At 58.0% G+C, this 23,530-nt stretch carries 20 protein-coding genes and 1 tRNA gene; 12 read left to right on the top strand and 9 right to left on the bottom strand.

Features of this window, described 5'->3' with window-relative positions:
• Positions 1–3: 3 nt before the first annotated feature.
• Positions 4–657 carry a potassium channel family protein gene (locus BBDE_RS06225; RefSeq protein ID WP_003839906.1) on the bottom strand — a complete coding sequence of 218 codons (654 nt, stop codon included), beginning with the start codon at positions 655–657 and terminating at the stop codon, positions 4–6.
• Between the two features lie 63 nt (positions 658–720).
• Complete coding sequence (locus BBDE_RS06220; protein WP_003839908.1) at positions 721–2,184, bottom strand: potassium transporter TrkG; 1,464 nt, start codon at positions 2,182–2,184, stop codon at positions 721–723.
• 185 nt (positions 2,185–2,369) lie between these two features.
• On the opposite strand from BBDE_RS06220, the gene BBDE_RS06215 reads away from it, so the two are divergent.
• The 3 genes from BBDE_RS06215 to BBDE_RS06205 all read left to right on the top strand — a co-directional run bounded on the left by BBDE_RS06215 (position 2,370) and on the right by BBDE_RS06205 (position 5,835).
• A complete protein-coding gene (locus tag BBDE_RS06215) occupies positions 2,370–3,344 on the top strand; it encodes an NAD kinase (protein WP_003843608.1) in 975 nt (324 codons plus the stop codon).
• Positions 3,345–3,353: 9 nt separating this feature from the next.
• The gene (recN, locus tag BBDE_RS06210; protein ID WP_003839912.1) at positions 3,354–5,084 is read left to right on the top strand and encodes a DNA repair protein RecN; all 1,731 of its coding nucleotides are present in this window, start codon (positions 3,354–3,356) and stop codon (positions 5,082–5,084) included.
• Between the two features lie 73 nt (positions 5,085–5,157).
• Positions 5,158–5,835, top strand: coding sequence for an HAD family hydrolase (locus BBDE_RS06205; RefSeq protein WP_003839913.1), 678 nt, complete (start codon positions 5,158–5,160; stop codon positions 5,833–5,835).
• A 73-nt stretch (positions 5,836–5,908) separates the two neighbouring features.
• On the opposite strand, the gene BBDE_RS06200 is transcribed toward BBDE_RS06205, so the two are convergent.
• Positions 5,909–6,286 (bottom strand): GntR family transcriptional regulator, encoded by a 378-nt coding sequence (locus BBDE_RS06200; RefSeq protein WP_003839915.1) that lies wholly within the window; start codon positions 6,284–6,286, stop codon positions 5,909–5,911.
• A gap of 448 nt (positions 6,287–6,734) precedes the next feature.
• Here BBDE_RS06200 and BBDE_RS11580 point away from each other — a divergent pair, with 448 nt between their 5' ends.
• A complete protein-coding gene (locus tag BBDE_RS11580) occupies positions 6,735–7,289 on the top strand; it encodes a CBS domain-containing protein (protein WP_012902207.1) in 555 nt (184 codons plus the stop codon).
• The gene (locus tag BBDE_RS06190; RefSeq protein ID WP_033488920.1) at positions 7,286–7,846 is read left to right on the top strand and encodes a pyridoxamine 5'-phosphate oxidase family protein; all 561 of its coding nucleotides are present in this window, start codon (positions 7,286–7,288) and stop codon (positions 7,844–7,846) included. The genes BBDE_RS11580 and BBDE_RS06190 overlap by 4 nt, the downstream gene beginning before the upstream one ends.
• A 292-nt stretch (positions 7,847–8,138) precedes the next feature.
• Here BBDE_RS06190 and BBDE_RS06185 read toward each other — a convergent pair whose 3' ends face one another.
• The 4 genes from BBDE_RS06185 to BBDE_RS06170 form a co-directional block, all read right to left on the bottom strand.
• Entirely contained in the window at positions 8,139–10,142 is a 2,004-nt protein-coding gene (locus BBDE_RS06185) for a glycogen debranching N-terminal domain-containing protein (RefSeq protein ID WP_033488922.1), read from the bottom strand.
• Between the two features lie 29 nt (positions 10,143–10,171).
• Positions 10,172–11,023, bottom strand: coding sequence for a carbohydrate ABC transporter permease (locus BBDE_RS06180; protein WP_003839928.1), 852 nt, complete (start codon positions 11,021–11,023; stop codon positions 10,172–10,174).
• On the bottom strand, positions 11,020–12,078 hold the full coding sequence (locus tag BBDE_RS06175) for a carbohydrate ABC transporter permease (protein ID WP_230454363.1): 1,059 nt from the start codon (positions 12,076–12,078) through the stop codon (positions 11,020–11,022). Before BBDE_RS06175 ends, BBDE_RS06180 begins: the two co-directional genes overlap by 4 nt.
• Before the next feature lie 186 nt (positions 12,079–12,264).
• Positions 12,265–13,515: a sugar ABC transporter substrate-binding protein gene (locus BBDE_RS06170; protein ID WP_003839930.1), complete on the bottom strand. Its 1,251-nt coding sequence runs from the start codon at positions 13,513–13,515 to the stop codon at positions 12,265–12,267.
• Between the two features lie 240 nt (positions 13,516–13,755).
• On the opposite strand from BBDE_RS06170, the gene BBDE_RS06165 reads away from it, so the two are divergent.
• Positions 13,756–14,757, top strand: a complete 1,002-nt coding sequence (locus BBDE_RS06165; RefSeq protein WP_003839931.1) for a LacI family DNA-binding transcriptional regulator — start codon at positions 13,756–13,758, stop codon at positions 14,755–14,757.
• Between the two features lie 314 nt (positions 14,758–15,071).
• On the opposite strand, the gene BBDE_RS06160 is transcribed toward BBDE_RS06165, so the two are convergent.
• Both BBDE_RS06160 and thrC read right to left on the bottom strand, forming a co-directional pair.
• Positions 15,072–16,376, bottom strand: a complete 1,305-nt coding sequence (locus BBDE_RS06160) for an MFS transporter (protein ID WP_012902202.1) — start codon at positions 16,374–16,376, stop codon at positions 15,072–15,074.
• Positions 16,377–16,473: 97 nt separating this feature from the next.
• Complete coding sequence (gene thrC / locus BBDE_RS06155; RefSeq protein ID WP_003839937.1) at positions 16,474–17,961, bottom strand: threonine synthase; 1,488 nt, start codon at positions 17,959–17,961, stop codon at positions 16,474–16,476.
• A 208-nt stretch (positions 17,962–18,169) separates the two neighbouring features.
• Between thrC and glyA the strand changes: the two genes are divergently transcribed.
• The 6 genes from glyA to BBDE_RS06125 all read left to right on the top strand — a co-directional run bounded on the left by glyA (position 18,170) and on the right by BBDE_RS06125 (position 23,528).
• Positions 18,170–19,477, top strand: a complete 1,308-nt coding sequence (gene glyA, locus BBDE_RS06150) for a serine hydroxymethyltransferase (protein ID WP_003841639.1) — start codon at positions 18,170–18,172, stop codon at positions 19,475–19,477.
• 115 nt (positions 19,478–19,592) lie between these two features.
• Positions 19,593–20,906, top strand: coding sequence for a glutamate-5-semialdehyde dehydrogenase (locus BBDE_RS06145; RefSeq protein WP_003839942.1), 1,314 nt, complete (start codon positions 19,593–19,595; stop codon positions 20,904–20,906).
• Complete coding sequence (locus BBDE_RS06140; RefSeq protein WP_003839943.1) at positions 20,903–21,454, top strand: hypothetical protein; 552 nt, start codon at positions 20,903–20,905, stop codon at positions 21,452–21,454. Before BBDE_RS06145 ends, BBDE_RS06140 begins: the two co-directional genes overlap by 4 nt.
• A gap of 14 nt (positions 21,455–21,468) precedes the next feature.
• Positions 21,469–22,197, top strand: a complete 729-nt coding sequence (nadD, locus tag BBDE_RS06135) for a nicotinate-nucleotide adenylyltransferase (protein WP_003839944.1) — start codon at positions 21,469–21,471, stop codon at positions 22,195–22,197.
• Between the two features lie 91 nt (positions 22,198–22,288).
• Positions 22,289–23,311 carry a ribose-phosphate diphosphokinase gene (locus tag BBDE_RS06130; RefSeq protein WP_003839946.1) on the top strand — a complete coding sequence of 341 codons (1,023 nt, stop codon included), beginning with the start codon at positions 22,289–22,291 and terminating at the stop codon, positions 23,309–23,311.
• A 146-nt stretch (positions 23,312–23,457) separates the two neighbouring features.
• Positions 23,458–23,528 (top strand) — tRNA-Gln (locus BBDE_RS06125).
• Positions 23,529–23,530 lie beyond the last annotated feature (2 nt).

Below are 23,530 nucleotides of genomic sequence, written 5' to 3'. Positions count from 1 at the left end.
AGACTATCCGCGAGCGAATCGGTCGATCTGATCCTGCTTGCCCATGATGATGAGCTCGTCGTTACGATGCATGATCAGTTCCTTCGAGCCGTATTCGAATTCCTTGCCTGGCGATTTGATGCCGACCACGGTGATGCCGAAACGTTCATGCACGCGTGCGTCCCCGATGGTATAGCCGACCACGTGCGGGGGAGTATGGATCTTGACGACGTTGTAGGCGCCTTCCAACTCGATGTAATCCAGATAATTGCCGGAGACCAGATGTCCGACACGCTTGCCGGCATCGGTTTCCGCATTGATGATATGCCGTGCGCCGATGCGCTGCAGAATACGCGCATGCTCCTTCGACACGGACTTCGCCCAGATATCGGAGATGCCGGCATCCAGCAGGTTTCCGGCGGTGATGACGGAAGCCTCAACGCTATCGCCGATGGCCACGACTGCCGTGTCGAAATCTGAGGCGTTGATCTGTTCCAACGCCATCACATCGGTCATATCGGCCTGCACGGTGGGAATCTGCGATGACCAGCGGTTCACCAGTTCGCCATCCTTGTCGACGGCAAGCACATCCTGACCCATCATGTCCAGCGTGGTGGCCACGGAGCTGCCGAAACGGCCCAATCCGACCACGAGTACGCTTCTGGTGCTGTTCGCCATGATTCTTCGTGTGTCCCTTTCCACTGTGTGTTCTGCAAAGTCCAAGTATATGGATGGTCTGCGTCAGCCGACCACTATCTGCTCGGTGGGGTAGCGTACCGCCTCCAAATTGCGTGGACGCGACACGGCATAGGCGATGGTCATCGGACCGAGTCTGCCGATGAACATGGTGGCGGCGAGCACATAGAGTGCCGCCGGATTGCCGGCGTCGGCCACGCCTACGGAATACCCGCCGAGACCGAAAGCGGAGCATGTGTCGAATAACGCGTCGCATAGCGAGCAGTCGGTAATGATCATCAGCGTCATTGATACCACGGTCACCAAGGTGAGGCAGGCGGTGCTGACGCTGACCGCGGTCATGACGGCCTGGGTATGGATACGGCGGTGGAAGGCGTTGATTTCCCTCCGGCCGGTGAATGCGGCACGGCATACCAGCAGAATCACGGCAAGGGTGGTTACGCGGATGCCGCCTGCGGTGGAGGTACTGCCACCTCCGATGAACATGACGATGCTCAGGAACACTTTCGTGGCATCGCTCACTTGTGGCATCCACGACAGGTCGAAGCCGGAGCTTCGCGGCATGACGGCCGCCACCATGGCATGCCACAAGCGGGGTTCCACACTGTTGCCGGGGAACAGCGACTTGTTGTTCCATTCCACGATGAGGAACCAGGTGAGTGAGGCGGTTACGATGCAGAAGGTGGTGATCAGGGTGAGCTTGGTGTGCAGGCTCCAGCGCTTGGGTGGCCTGTGCATGCGCCAGGAACGCATGAGATTGAGCAAGACGGGGAAGCCGAGCGTACCGCAGAATGCGCTGGCGAGAATCGGCAGTCCCACGGCCCAGTTGTTGACATGCAGACCGGCGCCGTCCGGCGTGAAACCGGCGTTGTTATATGCCATGACGGCGAAGAACAGCGATTCCCACAATGTGTGACGGACATTGCCATGGTTGATTTTGTACAAGCCGGGGAACAGTGCGATGAACGTGATGCCTTCGATGACGAATGCGGTGGTGATGACCACGGTGAGTACGCCCTTGATTTCGCCGAGTTTCGTGGTGCCGAGTTCGTTGGCGGTGAGCAGTCGCTGCGTAGCCTTGAGATGATGGTTCACCGCCAGTGCGATGAGCGAGGCGAAGGTCATGACGCCCAGGCCGCCCATCTGCACCGAGAAGATCAGCACCGCCTGGCCGAAGGTGGTCCAATGCGTGGTGGAGTTGACGATGGAGATGCCGCAGGTGGAGATTGCGGAAACGGCGGTGAAAAATGCGGTGGTGAAGTCGGTGGTATCGCCCCGTGGCGTGGAGATCGGAGTCAGGAGCAGACTGGTGGAGATTGCCACCAGTAGCAGGAAGTAGATGATGGTCAACCGTCCCGGAAGCGCGGTCAGCCGGTGCATGAGACTGCGTTTGCGGGGCTTGCGGTCTTCTGCCATGGCTTTCTCGAAGGTGTCTCCCGAGAACCACCAGGCGTAGCCATGCGAGGCCTCACGGTTGGAGGAGGACTCGTCAAAGACGAGGTTCGACATGTATTCCTCTCTCCTTCGGCATGTATATGGAATCGTCTTTTCATCAGCTATTGTAGGCATATGTGCGACGAATGGGCGACCCGCTGACCGGTCTCGCACGAATTTCAGGCACGGATCGTTCGTTTTCGTTCATTTGTTCGATTAGTATTGGAGTCGGTGACGTCTTCTGGTCGAAAGGGTCTGTGATGGTCGATGCCCGGCATGCGGTGGTGGTGACGCATAGTCGTCTGCGCGAAAGCGGCACGGTGGTGCAGGAGGCGGTGGAGCAGCTTGCACGGGCCGGCTTTCGGGTGTCGATCATCGACAACGTGGAAGCGCCTGATTTCGGTAGTCAACCTCCCGCAGTGCCCGATGATACGGAGATCGTGGTGGTGCTGGGTGGCGATGGCACGATTTTGCGTGCGGCCGAACTGGTGCACTGCACCGATGTGCCGATTCTCGGCGTCAATCTGGGACATGTCGGTTTTCTCGCGGAATTCGAGAGCTTCCAGATGAGTGAGGCGATCCGCAGAATCGCCGATCATGATTATTCCATCGACGAGCGCATGATCGCGCATGCCGACGTGTGGCTGCCGGGGTCGGATGCGCCCATCGAGGACTGGGCGCTGAATGACATTACGCTGGAACGTGCCGATCGCGGCAAAATGGTGGAGCTGTCGATTCGGGTGGATGGCGTGGAGATGAGCTCTTTCGGCTGTGATGGCGTGATCGTGTCCACACCGACGGGGTCGACCGCCTACGCGTTTTCGGCGGGTGGGCCGGTGATGTGGCCGAACGTCAAGGCACTGCAGTTGATTCCGCTGGCTGCCCACGCGTTGTTCGCCAGACCCTTGATCATCGGTTCGGGCTCCACGTTCGCCATTGACATTCTCGACGACTCCATGTCGGACGGTTGGATCTGCTGTGACGGCCGTCGGCAGCGGGCCCTGCCGAAGGGCACCCGAATCGAAGTGCGTGAATCGAAGGGCACGCTAAGGCTGGCCCGGCTTTCCGGAGTGCCTTTTACCAACCGTCTGGTCACGAAATTCGATCTGCCGGTGGTCGGCTGGCGTGAACAGGCCCGTAAGACCGGCGACGTTCATCATGGACATGTATTCCCGAAAGGCTCGGCCTGCACGGAGCATGCTGACGGTATGGCGGATATGACGGGCGGCGAGTGAGACCGGATCATGCTTGAAGAACTTGAGATTCGCGACCTTGGCCCTATCCGTTCCGCATTGATCGCCCCGGCCGGCGGCATGACGGCCATCACCGGCGAGACGGGAGCCGGCAAATCCATGCTGCTCAGTGCGATTCGCCTGATTTCCGGCGGCCCTTCCGATGGAGGCCGTGTGTCGGTGGGTGCCGAGGAGGCGTGGGCGCAGGGCGTGTTCGAGGTCGGCGCGTCGGTTGCGGCCGTGGCCGCCGCTCGCGAGGCCGGATTCGAACCGGAAGACGGTGAACTGTTCCTGTCACGCAAGGTGCCGGCTTCCGGACGCTCCCGCAGCATGCTGTCGGGCCGGAGCGTACCACGGTCCGTGCTTGATTCGGTCGCGTCTGAATTGGTGACCATCCATGGGCAGGCGGACCAGTTGCGTATCGCTTCTCCCGCCCGACAGCGTGAATTCTTGGATCGTTACGCCGGTAACGACGAGGCGATGGCCGCCTATGGCAGGGCGTGGGAGGCCTTGCGCGCCATGGATGAGCGACTGGAACGACTGTCCAGTCAGGAATCATCAATGAGGCAGCAGGCCGATTATCTTCGTGAGTCCATCGAACGCATCAATCGCATCGACCCACAACCGGGGGAAAGTGAGGAACTGCACGCTCGACGCGACCGCATCGAAAACGCAGCCGAAATCGCACAGGGTGCCGCCACGGCGTTGGCTGCGTTGGATGCATCTCAGGTCGGTGACGACGTCGACGCCGCAAGTGCCGCCGAACTGATCGATCGTGCGGCGCAGGCATTGCGATCCATTCATGTGGAGGGTGTGTTCTCCGATCTGGCCGACCGGTTGGATTCGATCGGCGCCGACCTGTCTGATGTGGTGTTCACGCTCTCCGGTGAGGTGGACAACGAAAGCAGTGTGGATGATCTTGACTCCATCAACGGTCGCATTCACGAACTTGACGAGTTGACTCGCCGTTGGGGCCCGACGCTTGCCGACGTCATCGCATGGCGTGACAAGGCCGTATTCGACTTGGAGGATCTTGACGCATCTCCTGAAAAAGTCGAGCAGCTACAGACGGAACGAGTCCAACTGTTCCGTAAGGCGTTGAAGGCGGCGCGGACATTGTCGAAACTGCGTGCGGCGGCCGCCGAGAACCTGGCCGGCAAGGTCACGAAGGAACTGTCGTCGTTGGCCATGGGAGGCGCGAAGCTGGAAATCTGTGTGCATTCCCGCGTCGACGGCGGGTCCGATTCGACGGACGTATTGGATGCCAACGGTTGCGACGACATCGAATTCCTGTTCACCCCGTTCCCGGGTTCCCCGCGGCTGCCGATGGGCAAGAGCGCATCCGGCGGTGAGCTGAGCCGTCTCATGCTCGCACTTGAACTGGTTGCCGCCGAACGACATGTGGTGGCTGGCGGGACAGTACCTCCCATGACCTTCATCTTCGACGAAGTCGATGCGGGTGTCGGCGGCAAGGCGGCCGTTGAGCTGGGCGCTCGTCTCGCCAAGCTCGCACAGTCCGCGCAGGTCATCGTCGTCACGCATCTGCCGCAGGTGGCATCTTGGGCTGATGAGCAATACGTCGTTTCTAAAGGCATGCCGGCAGGGGAGAGCGGTGTCGTCACCACCATCAAGCAGGTCAGCGGAGACGAGCGGGTGCATGAAATCGCACGCATGCTGTCGGGCAGCGAAAGTGAAGCGTCGCTCGACCATGCCGAGGAGCTGTTGCGGGCATCGGTGCTGTAAAAGGCATGCGGCATCGCGGCAAGACGGGCAATCGTAATTCGCGTAGGGAACTGAAATCGAGGGGAGAACGGACATGGCGGCAACCGCTGAAACTGGCATCAATCGGGGCAAGGCGGCGATTTTCGATCTTGACGGCACGTTGCTTGACTCCATGGGTGTGTGGGATCAGGTCGATATCGACTTCCTGTCACGCCGTGGCATTGAAGTCCCCGATGACTACATGACCAAAGTCGCCGCCATGCAGTTTCGTCAGATCGCCGAATACACCATTGCACGCTTCGGCCTGCAGGATACTCCCGAAGAGTTGATGCAGGAATGGGATGACATGGCACGTGTCATGTACTCCACCGTGGTCGAGGCCAAGCCGTTCGCCTGCGAATACCTACGGCGTTTGCGCGATAGCGGTGCTCGACTGGCCGTTGCCACTTCGCTTCCGCCAGCATTGCGTGAACCGGCCATGCGGCACGTTGGAATCTTCGACTATTTCAATGAGATCGTCAGCGTGGACGATGCCGGCGACGTCGGCAAAGATCGGCCGGACGTCTACCTGTTGGCTGCCTCGCGTCTTGGTATCATGCCGGAGGACTGCACGGTGTTCGAAGACCTGCTCGTCGGCATGCGATCCGCCAAATCGGTCGGTATGAAGGTGTGGGCCATGCATGACGATTCCTCCGACCTCGACTGGTCCGAGATCTGCGAGCTCGCGGACGGCGTCATGTTCGACTTTCATGACGCCCCGCGGCGGCTTTGAACGGAAAAGGTGCGGTTCCTTCCTCTCGGACCGAACATCCGAAGTCCGCGCCAGACTAGAGGCAAGGCGTCATTCATGACTGTTCCCTGTAAGCCTTCTCGAACATGCCAAGAAGGTCGATCAGTTCGATATCCGCGGCTTTGGCGGCGGTGACGGTCTGCCGGAGCACTTGCATGATACGTTCCCGGGCGCGTTCCTTGATCAACTCGTTGCCATGGGCCTTTACAAAAGTGCCTTTGCCCTGCACGTTCTCCACAAGCCCCTCGTCGGCCAATTCGCCATACGACCTGGTGATAGTGAGCACACTGACATGCAGTTCCCTAGCAAGTGTGCGCAGGGAGGGGAGTGTCTCTCCGTCCGTGAGTTCGCCCGACAGAATCGCCGAGCGGATCTGATTCTTGATTTGTTCGTAAATCGGTTCCCCTGACGTGGATGAGATGATCGGTTTCAATCTGCGCCTCTTTTGTTGGTGACAGGGTCAAACGACCGGATTGCCGTTCTGCTGTTATATATAACAGTATCACAACTCATGATAACTGTTGAAGTGCGTAGTATAACAGTTGTAATTCATGGTGATTAACCGCTTAATAGTAATATTTGCAACGATTATGAGCGGTTGCCGGTATGGCGGGATGGTCTCGTTCGGACATGTGTGATACGCTCATGCTTCCATTCCGTGCGGTTTTGACACGACGATCTTGTCCAACTCCCAGCGAACAATACGGAACCTGCAAGCGGCCCCCGACGTACGGATGCAACGTGAACAACGCCGATCCGCCTGCCAGGAAGTCGCCATCTCGAACCATTCGTTATGCGCCCCCTCGCCGTCCGAGTTAACGGACAGACAAGTGGGGCCGGATGCAATCGCAACCGCACAACATAACGAAAGGAACCTCATCATGCCCCGCAACGGCAAGGAAGGCATTCTCTTCAGCTTCATCATGTCGGCCATCATGATCTACGTGATGGCGGCACTCAACTACGGCGTACGCACCGGCGACGTCGGAACCGCCGCATGGAGCTATGCATTCTTCAACTGGCCGCTGGCCTACGTGATCGGTATGATCTGCGACCTATGCATCTGCACGCCAAGCTCACGCGCCATCATGAATCGCTTCTGTGCACAGACCGACCGCGCCGTGTGGAAGGGCATCACCGTCAAGTTCCTCATGGTCGTGCCGATCGTCAACGAAACGGGTGCCGTGGTTGGTTTCGTGTCCGACAGCGATGTGTTGCGCCGCTTCGCACAGGACAATCTGCCGGTCTCCGACATTTCCACGTTGATCACCGGCATGGCACGTGGTGAATTCCCGGAACTTTCCCATGCGCCACACGAGCCTGCCGAGGTCTTCATGGGTCTTCATGACGATTGGGATAACATTGACGACAGGCTCCGAACAAGAACACGTGGACAAGACGGAATGAAACATCAAGTCGAAAGGATTGCGGCATGACGGCGCGACGTAACGATGAGCGGACAACCGCGGGAGCGCACCGAATGATGCGCCGCGCCGATCGCGAAGTATCCGATCCGGCACAGGTTGCGGCAATCGTCGCGTCCTGCAAAATCATTCGCATCGCCTACATGGACGCAGAAGGGCTGACCATAGTGCCGATGAACTTCGGCTATGTCTCCGAAGGCATCGGAAATGCGACCAGACCGACATTCTATTTCCACAGTGCGCCGATCGGCCGTAAGATCGATGCCATCAAGGCCGCCGGCAACAAGCTGTCCGTCGCCTTCGAGATGGAAACCGATTGTGAAGTGGTGGCGGGACGTGTGCCGTGCAATTGGGGTGAGGCCTTCAAATCGGTGGTCGGTACCGGTGTCGCCTCCATCGTCAGCGATCTGGACGAATCTCGTCTCGCGCTTGAGATGCTGATGAGGCAGCAGGCGGGCATGGAGCATGTCGAATTCACCGACCAGCAGGTCCGCAGTGTCACCGTCTGGAAGGTCGAGTCGGATTATGTCACGGCAAAGGTGCGTGAAAGACCGCAGCCGCGTCGGTAGTCTTCCCCGTCATGCTGGCATATCCGGCCCTGGCGAGCGGCGGCGTTCTCAATCATTATCCGGGAAAGGAGCGCCCGCTAGAAGATCGTGTTCAGAACAGTCGAATAGTTCTTTCGTATCTGTGGGATTGCCTACGTGAACGCGGCGCTTCTCATCAGATGAACAAAACCATCGTCAGCCGGGATTGGCGAGGGTAGTGGGCTTTGCGTATGGTCCACCTTCGTTGTGCTTGGTTACCTCCGCCTTGGTGAGAAGGTAACCAAGCACAGCTGACTGAAGGTGACATGCGCGACTATCGTTCCAGACTCAATCCCAAGGCAAGAGGAGAATCCGCGGGGTTGATCGTTCCATCAGGCTTAATGCCGAGCAGGACCGAAACCACTGCCACTGAGGATGACGCTGACCATGCCTGCGGATGGCATGCCGCCGGATATGGTGAGGATCCGCCTTCGAATGATTCTCCTGAGTACAATTCGGGAATCTGATATCCGAACGACTCGGCGGCATTGACCAGGCCTTCCGCGATTCGCAGTGCCTCGTCTACGTAGCCTTCCTCATACATGCCCAGCATCACTATCGCGCTGTCGTGCGCCCAGATGGAACCACAATGGTAGCTTTGCGGCCAGAAACCATTGTCCTTGGAGCTCATGGTGCGGATACCGTATCTACTGAGCATCTCTGCATCGGAGAGGCGTGTGACGACATCGTAGACACCCTGCTTGTCGAGGATACCTGTGCCCAGAAGGTGACCTATGTTGCTGGTGAGTGAATCGACCGGGAGCTTATCGGCATCAAGAGCGACGGCAGGATAACGTCCGTTCTCGTCATGCACCCAGAAAGTTTCGTTGAACCTCGTCTTCAGTCTGGCCGCCCAATCACGCCATTCGTCGGAACCTTCCGCGTGGAAGTGGTCCAGTACGTCCGCGCCAAGCATCGCGGCCTGGTACGCGTACCCTTGCACTTCGCACAATGCTATTGGCCCGTGGGCGATGCGTCCATCGTGCCAACGTATGGAGTCACCGGAATCCTTCCACCCTTGGTTGCTCAAGCCCTGCCCGCTGCGGTCAAGATATTCGAGAAAACCGTCACCGTCGCAATCGCCATAGTCGCGTAACCATGCCAGCGCCGCCTGAAGATTGGGAAGGAGATTCTCGACCTGATCGTCCGGGGCTCCCCATTCGAGAGCCTTTGCAAGAAGCGTTATCCATAGAGGCGTCGCATCGATGGTTCCGTAGTACAGCGGAGGCAGTGACATGCCATCCGGTGAGAAAGCGCCGGTCGAGACCAAAGGCTCGGCTCGCAACTCGTGCATGATTTTGCCTGGGTCGGCGTTGGTGGTCTCATCGCGTTCGGTCGCCTGGAAGCGTGCGAGCGTCCGAAGGGTACCCATGGCGGTGCGGGTGGTCAATGGAAGCATAAATCTTGCGGCCCAGAGGGAATCTCTGCCGAATAGGGTGAAGAACCACGGAGCTCCTGCTGCAAGAAACTCATTATCTGGATGACCGGGGATGCCCATGCGAAGTGCGTCGAGATCGAGGAGAGACTGCTTCACCCACCTTTGCACACGTGTGTCCGAAGCGGTGAGATGGATGTTCTTCCACGGGCATTCCGTTTCGGCTGAGGCGACAACCATATTGGACGTTTCAATATGCGCCTTAATGCTTACTCGAGCCTCACCTCGTGCCGGAACGACGAGATTCCATGCGACCGTGGCATCGGTTCCTGTAATCTGTATGGCCGCATGTGGGGCGTGGACCTTAATCGCGACGGGGTTGCATGAAGCTTCGAAACTATCCGTGCCGTCGGATGAAACGCTCACGCGCCCCTCCGCTTTAGACGATGACGGACTTCCGCCCTTAATCTCCTGCATGTTGGACATATCGATACGGAACATCATTGAGCAGTCGATCTGGATATCATCCGCATTGGAGTTGAGGAACGTCACCGTGATGGCGAGCCCGTCAGGAGAGACGACTCGTTCCTCTTCGCAGCAGATGCAGGGGTCCACGGTAGGGCCGGCAATATTGCGCACGATGCAGGAGGAAAGGCCACGTCCCTTCTCGGTCTGGTTCCAAGCCACCCGGACGGGTTCTTCTCCGTTCACGTCGAGGTTGATGTCGGAGATGATACGCGTGTCTCCCACGTAGAATCCCGCTATACTGGGTGATCCTGCATGCGTGGATGATCCATTGATCTTTCCATCTCGGTCGGCCCATAGTTGCGCTGGTGCGTACACCAGAACGTTCATATCGTGCATCCACGGTTGGCGAGGATATCCATCGTTTAGTGCTGCCATTGGTAACTCCGTTTTTGTTGCGATTGAAATTATTCCTTGACTGAACCCTCGGACGTGTTCATGATTTTCTTCTGGAAGATGAAGAAGAGAATCGCCACGGGAATCGTCATGATGACTGCCGCTGCGAGTTTTACGGGATATTGGTTTCCTGCGGAAAGTTGGCCGCTAGCCAAGGAGGCGACACCTTTCGTTAAGGTCGTCAGCTCCGAGGACTGGGTGGAGACGATGAAGTGCGACAGTTCGTTCCATGATCCTTGGAAGGACAGGATGGATATGGTTACGAGCGCCGGTCGGGCCATGGGCAGTACGACAGACCAGAAGATGCGGAACATGCCGGCTCTATCGATCATCGCCTGCTCTTCGACGGACCGGGGAATCGATTCGAAGAAGTTCCTCATGATGAACACGCCTGATGCGTCAACCAGCAGCGGAAAGATCATGCCCGCATAGCTATCGTAGATTCCCAGTGTTTTGATGATGAGAAACTTCGGGATGAGCAGAACGACCGCCGGTACGCTCATCACGGCCATCAGCAACGCGAAGATGACGTTCCTGCCGCGGAATTCGATTCGGGAAAGCGCGTATCCGGCGAGCGAATCGAAGAACACCCTACCGGCCGTGACGGCAATAGTCACAATAATCGAATTTTTGAACCAGACGGGGAAATCGGAATTAAGGAAAAGCTTCCGATACGACGCGTTCGTCAACGTCGCAGGAATGAGAGAAAGCGGGTTCGCAGTGGCCTCCGCATCCGTTTTGAACGATGTCGCAATCTGGATGATGAACGGCAGAATATATACCAGCGCCAAGGCGACGAGAAGGATGTAGAACAGGACGCCGCTGTGGAACAGGCGCTTGAACCATGATTGCCTGATTTTCATTTCATGGTCTCCTTTCTTGTCATCCTCAGGGACATGACTTCGTCCCGGGGCATGCTTCGGGCTTCACGCTTCATTGCCTCGTAGTCGGCTTTCTGCTTGCGGGAAAGCTTCCGATCCTTCATGATTTGGTTTTGTGCCCAAGTCATGACGACGATGATGGCGAACAGCACAAAGCTGATGGCTGCGCCTCGTCCCCACTCTTGGCTGTTGAACGCCGCGCTGTACGAGAGGTAGGCAGGGGTGAGAGTGGTCTTCGCTGGCCCTCCCTGCGTGCCGGTGTAGATTTGGTCGAACACCTGCCAGGTGCCGATGATGCCCAAGGTGATTACGGTGAAGATGGTCGGCTTAAGCTGTGGAACGGTCACTTCCCATAGTCTCTGCCACGAATTCGCTCCGTCCATGATTGCAGCTTCCTCGGTTGCGTCACCGATGTTCTGCAGTGCGGCGATGAACATCAGCATGAACGTTCCAGACGTTGTGAAGATGACCATGAGGATGATCGCGAACATGGCAACCGACGGTCCGGAAAGCCAATCCCACCAACTGATGCCGAGGAGTCCGTGTTGCGTAAGTGCGGCCGGTCCATTGTCGATGCCGAAGCAAGACAGCAGAATGTGTACCAGTCCGCGCGGGTCATGGAACCAATTCGGACCTTTGACTCCGAACCAGTTGAGCATCGCGTTGATGCTACCGGATGCGTTGAACAGGAATAGCCACAGTACGGTGATCGCCACCGAACTGGTGACTGATGGGAAGTAGAAAGCGGTGCGGAAGAAGCTGCGTGCTTTGAGAATCTTACGATTGAGCAAAACGGCCAGTAGTAGGCTGATGACGGTTTGCAGCGGCACTACCAGCAGCGTGTACCATGCGTTGTTCCTGATGGCCGTACCGAAATCACTTTTGGCAAGACCGTCCGTCACAAGGATGTCTTGGTAGTTTTTCAGGCCGATGAAGTCCACTCCGTTGGCGAACGGCGACCCTCTGCCGGCCCAATCGGAGAAGCTGACCCACAGTGCCATGACGATGGGGACGAAAAGGAATAGTCCCAAAATCACAATCATAGGGAGGCAGAACAGCCAGCCCGAGATTTCTTGGCCAGTTCTTTTGATATGTCGTGGCATCGATGCCTGTTTTGCGTTCGATTTCAGGTCTCTCATCACGTCCTCCATGGGAATGACTTATTGGGGGAGTGCGGCATCCGCCTCTAAAGGTGCGAATGCCGCACGACGCGATTGCTGCAATTACTTGAGAATTGCTTCCAGATTCGTCTGCACCTTGTCGAGGATGCTCTTGACGTCGCCATCCTTAAGCTCCTCGAGCTGCGCGTTGAAGTCGGTGATGACGTCGGAGGCGCCTTTGGCGGTCGGTACAGTGACGGAATATTCAAGTCCGTCCATAAAAGCACTCAGATTCGGGAATTCACCCTTCCACTTGTCGGAGAGGGTCTTGCTTGCGGGCATGATGCCAAATGCTTTGGCGAATTCCATGACGACGTCGTCGCTGGTGAGGTATTCAACAAGGTCGACGGCGCCTTTTTGGTTCTTGCTGTCCGCGGCGATGCCCCAGCCATTGGTGAAGTGCATGGTGCCATGGCCATCAGGACCTTCTGGCAGTTCGACGACCTTGTAGTTGACGTTCGGATAATCGGTGGAAAGGCTACCGGTGATCCAGTTGCCCTCGATGGTCATAGCGGCTTTTTCTGTGCCGAACGCTTCGCCGCCCCAGCCTGTGCCGAGATCGGACGCATATGCCACGTTGCCGGATTTAAGCAGATCCTGAACTTCTTGCAATCCTTTGACGCTCTGGTCGGTGTTTGCGATGGCCTTGCTGCCATCATTGCTGACCAGTCCGCCGCCGGCTTGCTTCATGAACACGCCGATGCGGGCGTATTCGCCGCTGAACGCAAGTCCTTTGTGGTCCGAGGTGGTCAGTTTTTTCGCAATGGTGGCCAGCTCGGACCAAGTCTTCGGATAATCGTTTTCGGTGAGACCAGCCTCCTTCCACATATCGGTGTTGATGACCAGCTGGAGGGTAGAGACGTCCTTTGGTGCGGCGTAGAGTTTTCCGTCGTACGTGAAGGTCTGCAGGAGATTATCGTAGAAATCGTCCTTGTTCCCCAACTGGTCGCCGTACGCGAGCAGAGATCCGTTGGCGGCGTAGCCGGCCAGCTGCTCCGGGGCCAGGTAGAACACATCGGCTGGGTCACCGCCGGCAAAGCCTTGAGAAAGCTGCTGTGACAGGTCATTTGCGACCTGGACCTTGGCCTTCTGTCCCGACTTCGTAGACCATGCGGAGACCGCCTTCTTTACGGCAGACGTTTCGGCGTCGCCTGATGAGCCGATCAGGACCGTGATCTCCTTGGACTTGTCTGAGGTGAGGTTGCCATTGCCATCATTGGTTGCGCCGTCGAAGCCGCTTCCGCCGCCGCAGCCTGTCAACATTGCGACGGATGTGAAAGCGGCGATGATCGTCAGGTTAAATTTCTTGTTCATCTACAACTTCCTTTGTCGACCACTTTGTCATAATTAGAACGTTCTAATTTATTTCTAAAAAAAATCCGTTGAGAGCCATCGATTGGATAATTAACCACTGTTTTGCAACGGTGAAGCTCGTCATTGAATCCTATCTTAGAATTGTTACGTTCTAAAAACGGTTCTATAATAACCGTAGTCGTCATCGATTGTCAAATAGACTCGACTGTCTGTACGGACGACCTGTATGGGAGGTTTGGAATGGTCAGTATCAAGGATGTTGCGAAAACGGCAGGGGTATCTCCACAGACTGTGTCGAATTACATCAATAATCCTGGCATCGTCAAACCCAACACAAGGGAAATCGTTGCGCGTGCCATCGAATCACTTGGCTACATACCGAATGCATCGGCTCGACGTTTGCGGATGCGACGGAGCAATACCATCGCCATTGGCATTGCCCCAGTCAACTATTCACGAGTGTATGACCGTCTTCTGCATGCCTTGGTGACGGAGGCCGACGCGCATGGCATACGCGTTATATTGTATAAAATCGATTCCAAACGTGATGAAATCAGGCAGTTTGCCAGCCTCACGGCAGGATCCGATGTGGATGCCTTCGTTCTGACCGACACCACGCATGATGATCCGCGAATAGGCTGGCTCAACGAACACCAGCAGACATTTGTGTTGTTCGGGCGACCCTGGGGCGTACCGGACATGTACGACGTGCGAATTCCTTGGGTGGACGTGGATGGTCGCAATGGCGTCTCCAATATGGTCAGGTATCTGATTCTTCACGGTCGTAAAAATATTGGCTTCATTGGCTGGCCGGATTTCTCAGGAACGGGTATGGACCGTTATCTGGGGTGGAAAGAGACCATGCTTGAGGCGAGGATGGTCCCCGAATCGGAGTTGAATGACTTGCACATAGCAACGGAAGACACCTTAAACGACGGACGTCGTGCGTGTGTGTCGCTATTAGCACGCAGACCGGATATCGACGCCATCGTCTGTGTCAGCGACACTATCGCCACGGGAGCGGTGATGGCGCTTCCGTCAGGGAGCAACGTTGTTGCGACGGGTTTCGATAATACGATGTCGTCTCAATCCCTTGGTTTTTCGACGATTGATCAGCCTTTGCAAGCTTGTGCAAAGGAAATTGTCAGAATCATCCAAGAGGAACTGGGAACGATTGTTGCCGAAGAGGGAGACAATGATGGCAAGCACATGCTGCTCGCCCCAAGCATCGTCATTCGGTAGGGTTGGCAAGGCGGCTGCTGTACCGCAGCCATATTGACCATTCCAGCATCCAGAGCGCAATCCACGATGACCGTTTTGAAATTACATCAACCGCGAGCCTTCACGGTCGAAGCGGACAATGGGAACGCTCTCCGAAGACGCGTTACGGGTAATGGGGACAATGAAGAGGCGTATGAGTGAGAACAGGCAGGTGTCGAGACTGTGCTCATCGAACGCTTCACCGCGCAGGTGAGTGCGGACGCGCCTCACTCTGAAGCTCCAAGACGATCGACTACGGACCTAGAATGGCAGTTCCGGCCGTTCTTTGCTCGCCATCAAGCATCCGTGCGAGCGGTGGAATGGATGATGCGTGCGAACACCAGATAGATGATCCACGCGAGCGGCATCGTCAACATGAACGCCGGATAGAACCAGCTGATCGGCATGTGTCCATAGAAGATGCCCGCCAGAATCGGGCCCAATGCCATACCTAGGTCGAGACCCATGTAATACGTGCTGTTGGCCAGTCCGCTGCGCTCTCGGCCGGCAATCACCACAGCCTGCGCCTGAGTGACCGAACTCATCAGACCGTAGCTGGCCGCCATCGCCACTCCTGCGCCGAACAGGTACCAGTCGTTCGTCATGAACGCCAGGAATGTCAGCATGGCGAGCATTGCGATCGAGCAGATCGTCAGCCAGAACCTGAATCCTTTGGAATCGAACAGATCCTTCATGGTGATGCGCATAGTCAGTAGGGCGGCCGCATAGAACACGAAGAACAGGTCGGAAGAAACCGCCAGATGACGTGCTGCAATATAGTCCACGATGAACGATTGGTTCGCGAAATAGGGGATGGCGAACATCATGAACACCATCGTCAACGGAATCGCGCGCGGCTCCACCAGATTGCTGAAACGGAGATGACGTGCGATATTGCGCCATCCGGCGTTGTTCCGTGACGGCATCACGGTCTTTCGAGCCGGATGGCCGCCGTTGTTGACCAACATGACGACGACCAGCGTAAACACATTCAGCACCAATGACGACACGAACGTCAGATGGTAGCCGACCACGGCCTGCAGGCGAATGCCAAGTGCCGGTCCGACGGCGATCGCAAGCGCGTTGACGATGCCGTACAATCCCATGCCGGCGCCCATATGGCGGATCGGCAGCAGCAGCGACACCCAGGTCGCCAGACACACCGAACCGCAGGCGAATCCCAGACCGTTGACCACGCGCGCCGCAATCAGCATCCCCGTGGAATTCGCTAGGCAGTACATGATGCCGGCGATGATGTACAGGCTTGTGCCGACGGCCACCAGCAGACGTTTGCTCACCAGATCGGACAGATTGCCCGCAATCGGTCTGCAGAACAGGGAGACAAAACTCATCACGCCGGCGATGATGCCCATCATCGTGCCGGCCGCACCCATGGATTCGCCATAACCGGCGATGATCGGCGTGATGATCATGTTGCTGGTCATGAAGAAGAACGTCGCCAGCATGACCAATGCCACGTCACGGGTGATCAGCCGGTCCTTCTTCGGCTTGCCCGGAATGTTGAAATTTCCGGATGTTACGGATGGATTGGCCGGGGAGCCGGTCGATCCGTTTGCATCGCTTGCAGTAGATCGCGTCATTTTCGCCTCCGGTGTTGATACTTTAGCGAAACATATGAAAAACGGCTGCCCACCTAAGCGGACAGCCGATTATAGGATATCGTGATTGACGGCGACCTTACAACGATTTGGCGGCCTGCTCGACGAAATGCTCCATACCGTCAATCTCGACGACATCATCGAAACGTACATCAGCGTGTTCAAGGCCGCGCAGTGCGGCTGGAGCAGTGGTGCCGGTGGCCTTGGCGAGCACGTCCATGCATTCGAAATCGGTGCCGGACGCATCCAAGCCGAGGGATTCGTTGACTACGCGCGGGAACTTATACGGGCTGGCCGTGGAAAGCAGTACACGCGGGGTGAGCGGATCGCGCGGCATCTGCTGCATCACGTAATAGCCGCAGGCGGTGTGCGGGTCAATCACGTAGTGGTTCTTGTTCCAGCAGTCGGCGATCATCTCGCGCACCTGGTCTTCGTCGGCCCAACCGGTGCCGAAAATCGAACGAATCTTGGCGAGCATCGGTTCGGGGACCTCATAGGCTCCCCACTGGTTGAGATCGTTCATCAGCATGGCGATCAGACGGGTGTCCTTGTCGGACATGTAGTACAGCATGCGTTCCAGATTCGAGGAGATGAGGATGTCCATCGAGGGGGAGATGGTCTGGAAGAACGGACGCTGACGATTGTATGTGCCGGAGGTCAGGAAGTCGAACAACACGTTGTTCCTGTCTGAGGCGACTACCAGATGCTTGACCGGCAAGCCCAGCAGTTTGGCGTAGTAGCCGGCGAGAATGTCACCGAAGTTGCCGGTCGGTACCACGAACTCGACTTCGTCGCCCACATTGATCACCTGCTGCTCCAGCAACTGCGCATAAGCGGAGAAGTAATAGACGACCTGCGGCACCAGACGACCCACGTTGATGGAGTTCGCGGAGGAGAGTGCCACATGGGAATCGTCGGCCAGACGTTCCGCAAGCTCCTTGTCTCCGAAGATGCGTTTGACTGCGGACTGCGCATCATCGAAATTGCCCTTGACCGCACACACGTTCACGTTGGAACCGGTCTGCGTGGTCATCTGCAGCTCCTGCACCTGGCTGACTTTGCCTTCCGGATAGAACACGGTGATGCCAGTGCCCGCCGCATCGGCGAAGCCGGCGAGGGCCGCCTTGCCGGTGTCTCCGGAGGTGGCGGTGACGATCATGATCTTCTCGTGGCTATCATCGTCGGCCGGAGTGGTGCGTGCCATGAAGCGCGGCAGGATCTGCAGGGCCACATCCTTGAACGCGGAGGTCGGTCCGTTGAACAGCTCCATCACGAAATCGTCGCCGAGCGGCTTGACCGGAGTGATTCTCCCATCGGACCACTGCGGCCCGTACGCCTCCGTAATGCATTCCTTCAATTCGTCCTCGGTGAAATCCGGCAACAGTACGGACAACACGTCAAACGCGATCTGCTGGTAGGACTTGCCGGCCAGGGACGCGATGTCCACATGGGTTTCGCCCAGGGAGTCGGTGACGAACAGGCCGCCGTCATCGGCTATGCCCTTGCGAATGGCCTGCTTGGAGGTGAGCGAGTCGGTGGTACTGCGTGTGCTGTGGAACGTGGTCACTGGACATCCTTAGCAATAAGGCGGATAGAGGTAAATACACCACCAGTGTAGTGGTAAAGGTGGGCAACGAGGGGCCTTGAGTCCGTGAAATGGAACGATGATTTCCTCCATGTTTCGAAACGTCTCTCGTCAAAAGCGATTGCGGGTCGTAGACTGCTTCCTTAAGCCGCATTCCTCGCGGACTACCAGTACCAGCCAAGGAGAGCCCATGACCGCATCACCTCTCGCCCAGACCCCGAACGACATGTTCAATGCCCCCATCGCCCAGGCCGATCCCGAAATCGCCGCCGTGCTCGACGCCGAACTGTCCCGTCAGCAAGACGGCTTGGAGATGATCGCCTCCGAAAACTTCGTGCCACGTGCGGTTCTGCAGGCTCAGGGCTCCGTGCTTACCAACAAGTATGCCGAAGGCTATCCAGGACGTCGTTACTATGGCGGCTGCGAACAGGTCGATAAGATCGAGACCATCGCACGTGAACGCGCCAAGAGCCTGTTTGGCGCCGAATACGTCAACGTCCAGCCCCATTCCGGCGCCCAAGCCAATGCGGCCGTCTACCAGGCGCTCGTCAAGCCCGGAGACACGGTACTCGGTCTGGCCCTCGATCACGGCGGACATCTCACCCACGGCATGAAAATCAATTTCTCCGGCCGTTTCTACCATGCCGAAGCCTATGGTGTGAACCCTGAAACCTTCCGCATCGATCCGGAAATCATCCGTCAGCGCGCACTCGAAACCCACCCCGCCATGATCATCGGCGGCTGGAGCGCCTACCCGCGCATCGAAGACTTCAAAGCCATGAAGGAAATCGCCGACGAAGTCGGCGCCAAATTCTGGGTTGACATGGCCCACTTCGCCGGCCTTGTCGCCGCCGGGCTGCACCCAAGCCCGGTCCCATACGCCGACGTCGTTTCCTCCACCGCGCACAAAACCCTCGGCGGACCACGTTCCGGCTTCATCCTCGCCAAGCAGGACTATGCCAAGAAGCTCAACTCCGCCGTATTCCCCGGACAGCAGGGCGGCCCACTCATGCATGTGATCGCAGGCAAGGCCGTCGCCTTCAAAGTCGCGGCCTCCGAAGAATTCAAGGACCGCATGCAGCGTACCCTCGACGGCGCCAAGATCCTCGCAGAACGCCTCACTGCCGACGACGTCAAAAACAATGGCATCAGCGTCCTGACGGGCGGCACCGACGTGCACCTAGTCATGGTCGACCTGCGTAACAGCGAAATGGACGGACAGCAAGGCGAAGACCTGCTCGCACAATGCGGCATCACCATCAACCGCAACACCGTGCCGTTCGACCCACGCCCGGCATCCGTGGCATCCGGCCTGCGCATCGGCACCAGCGCCCTCGCCACCCGAGGCTTCGGATCCAAGGAATACGAAGAGGTCGCCGACATCATCGGCACCGCGCTCGCAGCCGGCAAGGATGCGAACGTAGACGCACTGAAGGCCCGTGTCGACAAGCTTGCCGAAGACTTCCCGCTGTACCCGGGCCTCGATCAGATCCACTGATCGACAGGCATGCGACGCAACCCAATATGATTCACGAATCGCGTCTTTCCCGGTTCATCGGCGAAAATGGGCCATGAACCGGGAATGGCGCGATTTCGCGCTATGGTAGGAGACTATGACGAATCCACAGACGGAACAAGGCGCAGTCGGTGCCGACGCGTTCGCGGCGGTCTGCGCAAAGGGCGACGCCGCACGACGCGCGCAGGGCCTGCTGGCGCAATCCAACACGGAAGCCAAGAACGAACTGCTGCTCGCCATCGCCGACGCACTCGACGCACGCGCCGACGAAATCGCAGGGGCCAACGCGCTCGACATGCAGGAATCCTTCGAATCCGGCATGAGCGCAGGCAAACTCGACAGGCTCAAATTCGATGTGCCGCGAGTGACCGCCGCCGCGCAAGGCGTGCGTCATGTGGCCTCACTACCCGACCCGGTCGGCGAAATCGTACGCGGATACCATCTGGAAAACGGCCTGCGCCTCGAGCAGGTACGCGTGCCGATCGGCGTACTCGGCATGATCTACGAAGCCCGACCCAACGTCACCGTCGACGTGGCCTCCCTATGCATCAAATCCGGCAACGCAGTACTCCTGCGTGGCGGACACGCCGCCGAACGCACGAATGCGGCAACGCTGAACATCATCTCCGACGTGCTCGCCGAACACGAGTTCGCCCCGGCGCTGGTCGCCTCCGTCGACGAATTCGGACGCGCGGGCGCCACAGCCATGATGGAGGCGCGCGGCCACATCGACGTGCTCATCCCACGAGGGGGAGCAGGACTCATCCAAGCCGTCGTACGCAATTCCAAAGTGCCAGTCATCGAAACCGGCGCCGGCAACGTACACATCTACGTGGACCGTTCCGGAAACCTCGACAAGGCCATCCCGATCCTCCTCAACGCCAAAACGCAACGCGTCGGCGTATGCAACGCCACCGAAAAGCTGCTCGTACACCGCGACGTGGCCGAACGGTTCATTCCACTGGCCGCGCGGGCGCTCGCCGAGGCGCAGGTCGAGATGCATGCCGACGAACGGGCCTACAGCCTGATCGACAAGGCCGGCATCGATGGCGCGAACTTCGTGCAGGCCATCGATGAGGATTGGGATACCGAATACCTGGCATTGAAGATCGGCATCAGAATCGTCGATTCGCTGGACGAGGCCATCGAACACATCAACCGGCATTCCACGGGGCACACCGAATCCATCATCGCCGAGGATTACTCGGCCATCGAGGAATTCACTTCCCGGATAGATTCGGCGGTGGTAATGGTGAACGCCTCGACGCGATTCACCGATGGCGGAGTGTTCGGTTTCGGAGCGGAACTCGGCATCTCCACGCAGAAGATGCATGCGCGAGGTCCGATGGGACTTCGTGAAATGACTACGACCAAGTGGATCGGATATGGAACGGGGCAGGTGCGAGCATGAGCAAGCAGATCATGGAGGATATGGATAATCCTTGGTACGCCGATCGTGAGGATCCTCGGCTCGGGTTGCGCCTCGCCTCGGAACGTCTGAGCATCGTACGGTACGTGTTCCTCGTGCAGATCGAGGACGGCATAGCCTCCGCCGCCCAACGCGCCTCACTCGAATACGCCGATGCGGTGCTGATCGGCTGGCCGGAGACCGATGCGGGAGATGTAGTCGACCTTGACGATGACCAGTTGAGGAGCATTGACGAGCAGATGCACCTGATGGAGCAGTACATTGCCAGATTCAGCGCAATGGAACGTGAGGGTGACATCGATGGCATGACCGATACCCTGATTCGCGTCACCGAACGGGTGGCCGAGGTACGGCGCTTGTACCAGCCTGACTTTCCCTTGCCGACCTTCGCCGAAATTCGTCGCGTCGTGCAGGATGAATGGGATGAGGATATGGGCAAGATCGACCCGCAGGAGGGCGCGCCCACCGCGGATGAGATCGAACGTGAAACCGCCGACGCCGACAAGCTACAGGATGAGGAGACCGCATGACCGGGCCTCGACGCATGCGTCCGGAATCGGCCGAAGCCGATTCCGAGCTTGCCGTCAGCTATGTGATCGAACCGGAAAGGCGTATGGCGGACCTGTCCGTCGACGTTTCCGGTTCGGCAGTGGCCTCCGGGCGTAGGTCGGCGCGCGGCAACTGGCACAGTCGGCCTCGCATCGGCATCATGGGCGGCACTTTCGATCCGATTCACAATGGCCACTTGGTGGCGGCATCCGAAGTCTCGTGGGTCTACGATCTCGACGAGGTGATTTTCGTACCGACAGGGCGACCGGTGTTCAAACTCGACAAGAGGGTCACCAATGCCGAAGACCGTTATCTGATGACGGTGATCGCCACCGCATCAAACCCGAAATTCACGGTATCGCGTGTGGATATCGACCGTCCCGGCATCACGTATACCATCGATACGTTACGCGACATCAGGGCGCAGCATCCGGAGGCGGAACTGTTCTTCATCACCGGTGCCGATGCGGTCGCCGAGATCATGCAGTGGAAGGATGCCGACAAGATGTGGGAGCTGGCCCACTTCGTGGCCGTGACACGACCCGGATACTCGTCTCCGGAAGGCGTGAAACTTCCGGAAGGCAAAGTCGACACGTTGGAGATTCCCGCATTGGCGATTTCGTCCACCGACGTGCGCCGACGCGCCGAACATGGTGAACCGGTCTGGTATCTGGTGCCCGACGGGGTGGTGCAATATATCGGCAAACACGGCCTGTACCGTTGATTTTCCACATGAACACGCGAGGCTCGTATGGTCTGTGTAAACGGTTAGTATTGGTCACGTCCAATTGACGCGAAAACAGACGTTTGGAGACATGGTGAGCGCAATCCTCGAAGGAAAGCCGGATAAAAACCTTATCCTTGTCACAGGCAGGACGCATCCGAAGCTGGCGGCGGAAGTCGCGGAACAGCTCGGCATCGATGTTCTGGAAACCACGGCATATGATTTCGCCAATGGCGAGATGTACGTACGCTACACCGAATCCGTGCGTGGCGCGGATGTGTTCGTACTGCAAAGCCATTGCAACCCGATCAATCAGTCAATCATGGAACAGCTCATCATGATCGATGCCCTCAAGCGCGCTTCCGCACGTTCCATCACCGCGGTCTGCCCGCTGTTGGGCTACTCCAGGCAGGATAAGAAGCATCGTGGTCGCGAACCCATCTCCTGCCGTCTGATGTTCGACCTGCTAAAGACGGCTGGTGCCGACCGCATCATGAGCGTCGACCTGCATGCCGCCCAGTCGCAGGGTTTCTTCGACGGTCCGGTGGATCATCTCATCGCCATGCCGGTGCTGGTCGATTACATCCGCGACCGTTTCGCCAACCAGCTCGACAATGTCGCCGTGGTCTCCCCGGATGCCGGTCGCATCCGTGTGGCCGAACAGTGGGCTCAGCGTCTTGGCGGCGGCCCTCTGGCTTTCGTGCACAAGACCCGTGACATTACCCGTCCGAACCAGGCCGTCGCCAACCGTGTAGTCGGTGACGTCGAAGGCAAGGACTGCGTGCTTGTCGACGACCTGATCGACACCGCCGGCACCATCGCCGGCGCATGCAGCGTGCTCAAGGACGCCGGTGCCAAGTCGGTGACCGTCGTCGCCACGCATGGCGTGCTGTCCGGTCCGGCCATCGAACGTCTGAAGGGTAGTGGCGCCCGCGAGGTCGTGCTCACCGATACCGTGCCGATTCCGGAGGAGAAGCGTTGGGATGGCCTGACGGTCCTGTCCATCGCGCCGCTGCTGGCCAGCGCCATTCGCGCCGTGTTCGAGGACGGTTCGGTCGCCGAGCTGTTCGACACGTATCCGGAACACCACGGGCAGGGTTTCCTGTTCGCCTGAGGCCGGTCGAACCAGCGACCATATCGGTTGGTCCGTGGCTTGCGGGAGACGTTGCTGAAACTGCGGCATCACCTCGCGACACGCTGGGTTGGCATGATATGGCATAATAAACACTTGGCGGTATTTCCCCAGTGAAATTCCGCCGTTCCCCCATGGTGTAATGGCAGCACACGGGTCTTTGGAACCCTTTGTCTTGGTTCGAGTCCAGGTGGGGGAGCT

This window comes from Bifidobacterium dentium JCM 1195 = DSM 20436 (genome assembly GCF_001042595.1).
Classification (GTDB): Bacteria; Actinomycetota; Actinomycetes; order Actinomycetales; family Bifidobacteriaceae; genus Bifidobacterium; species Bifidobacterium dentium.
Note: the sequence above shows the minus strand (reverse complement) of the source record. Positions and strands in the feature narration are given on the sequence as shown.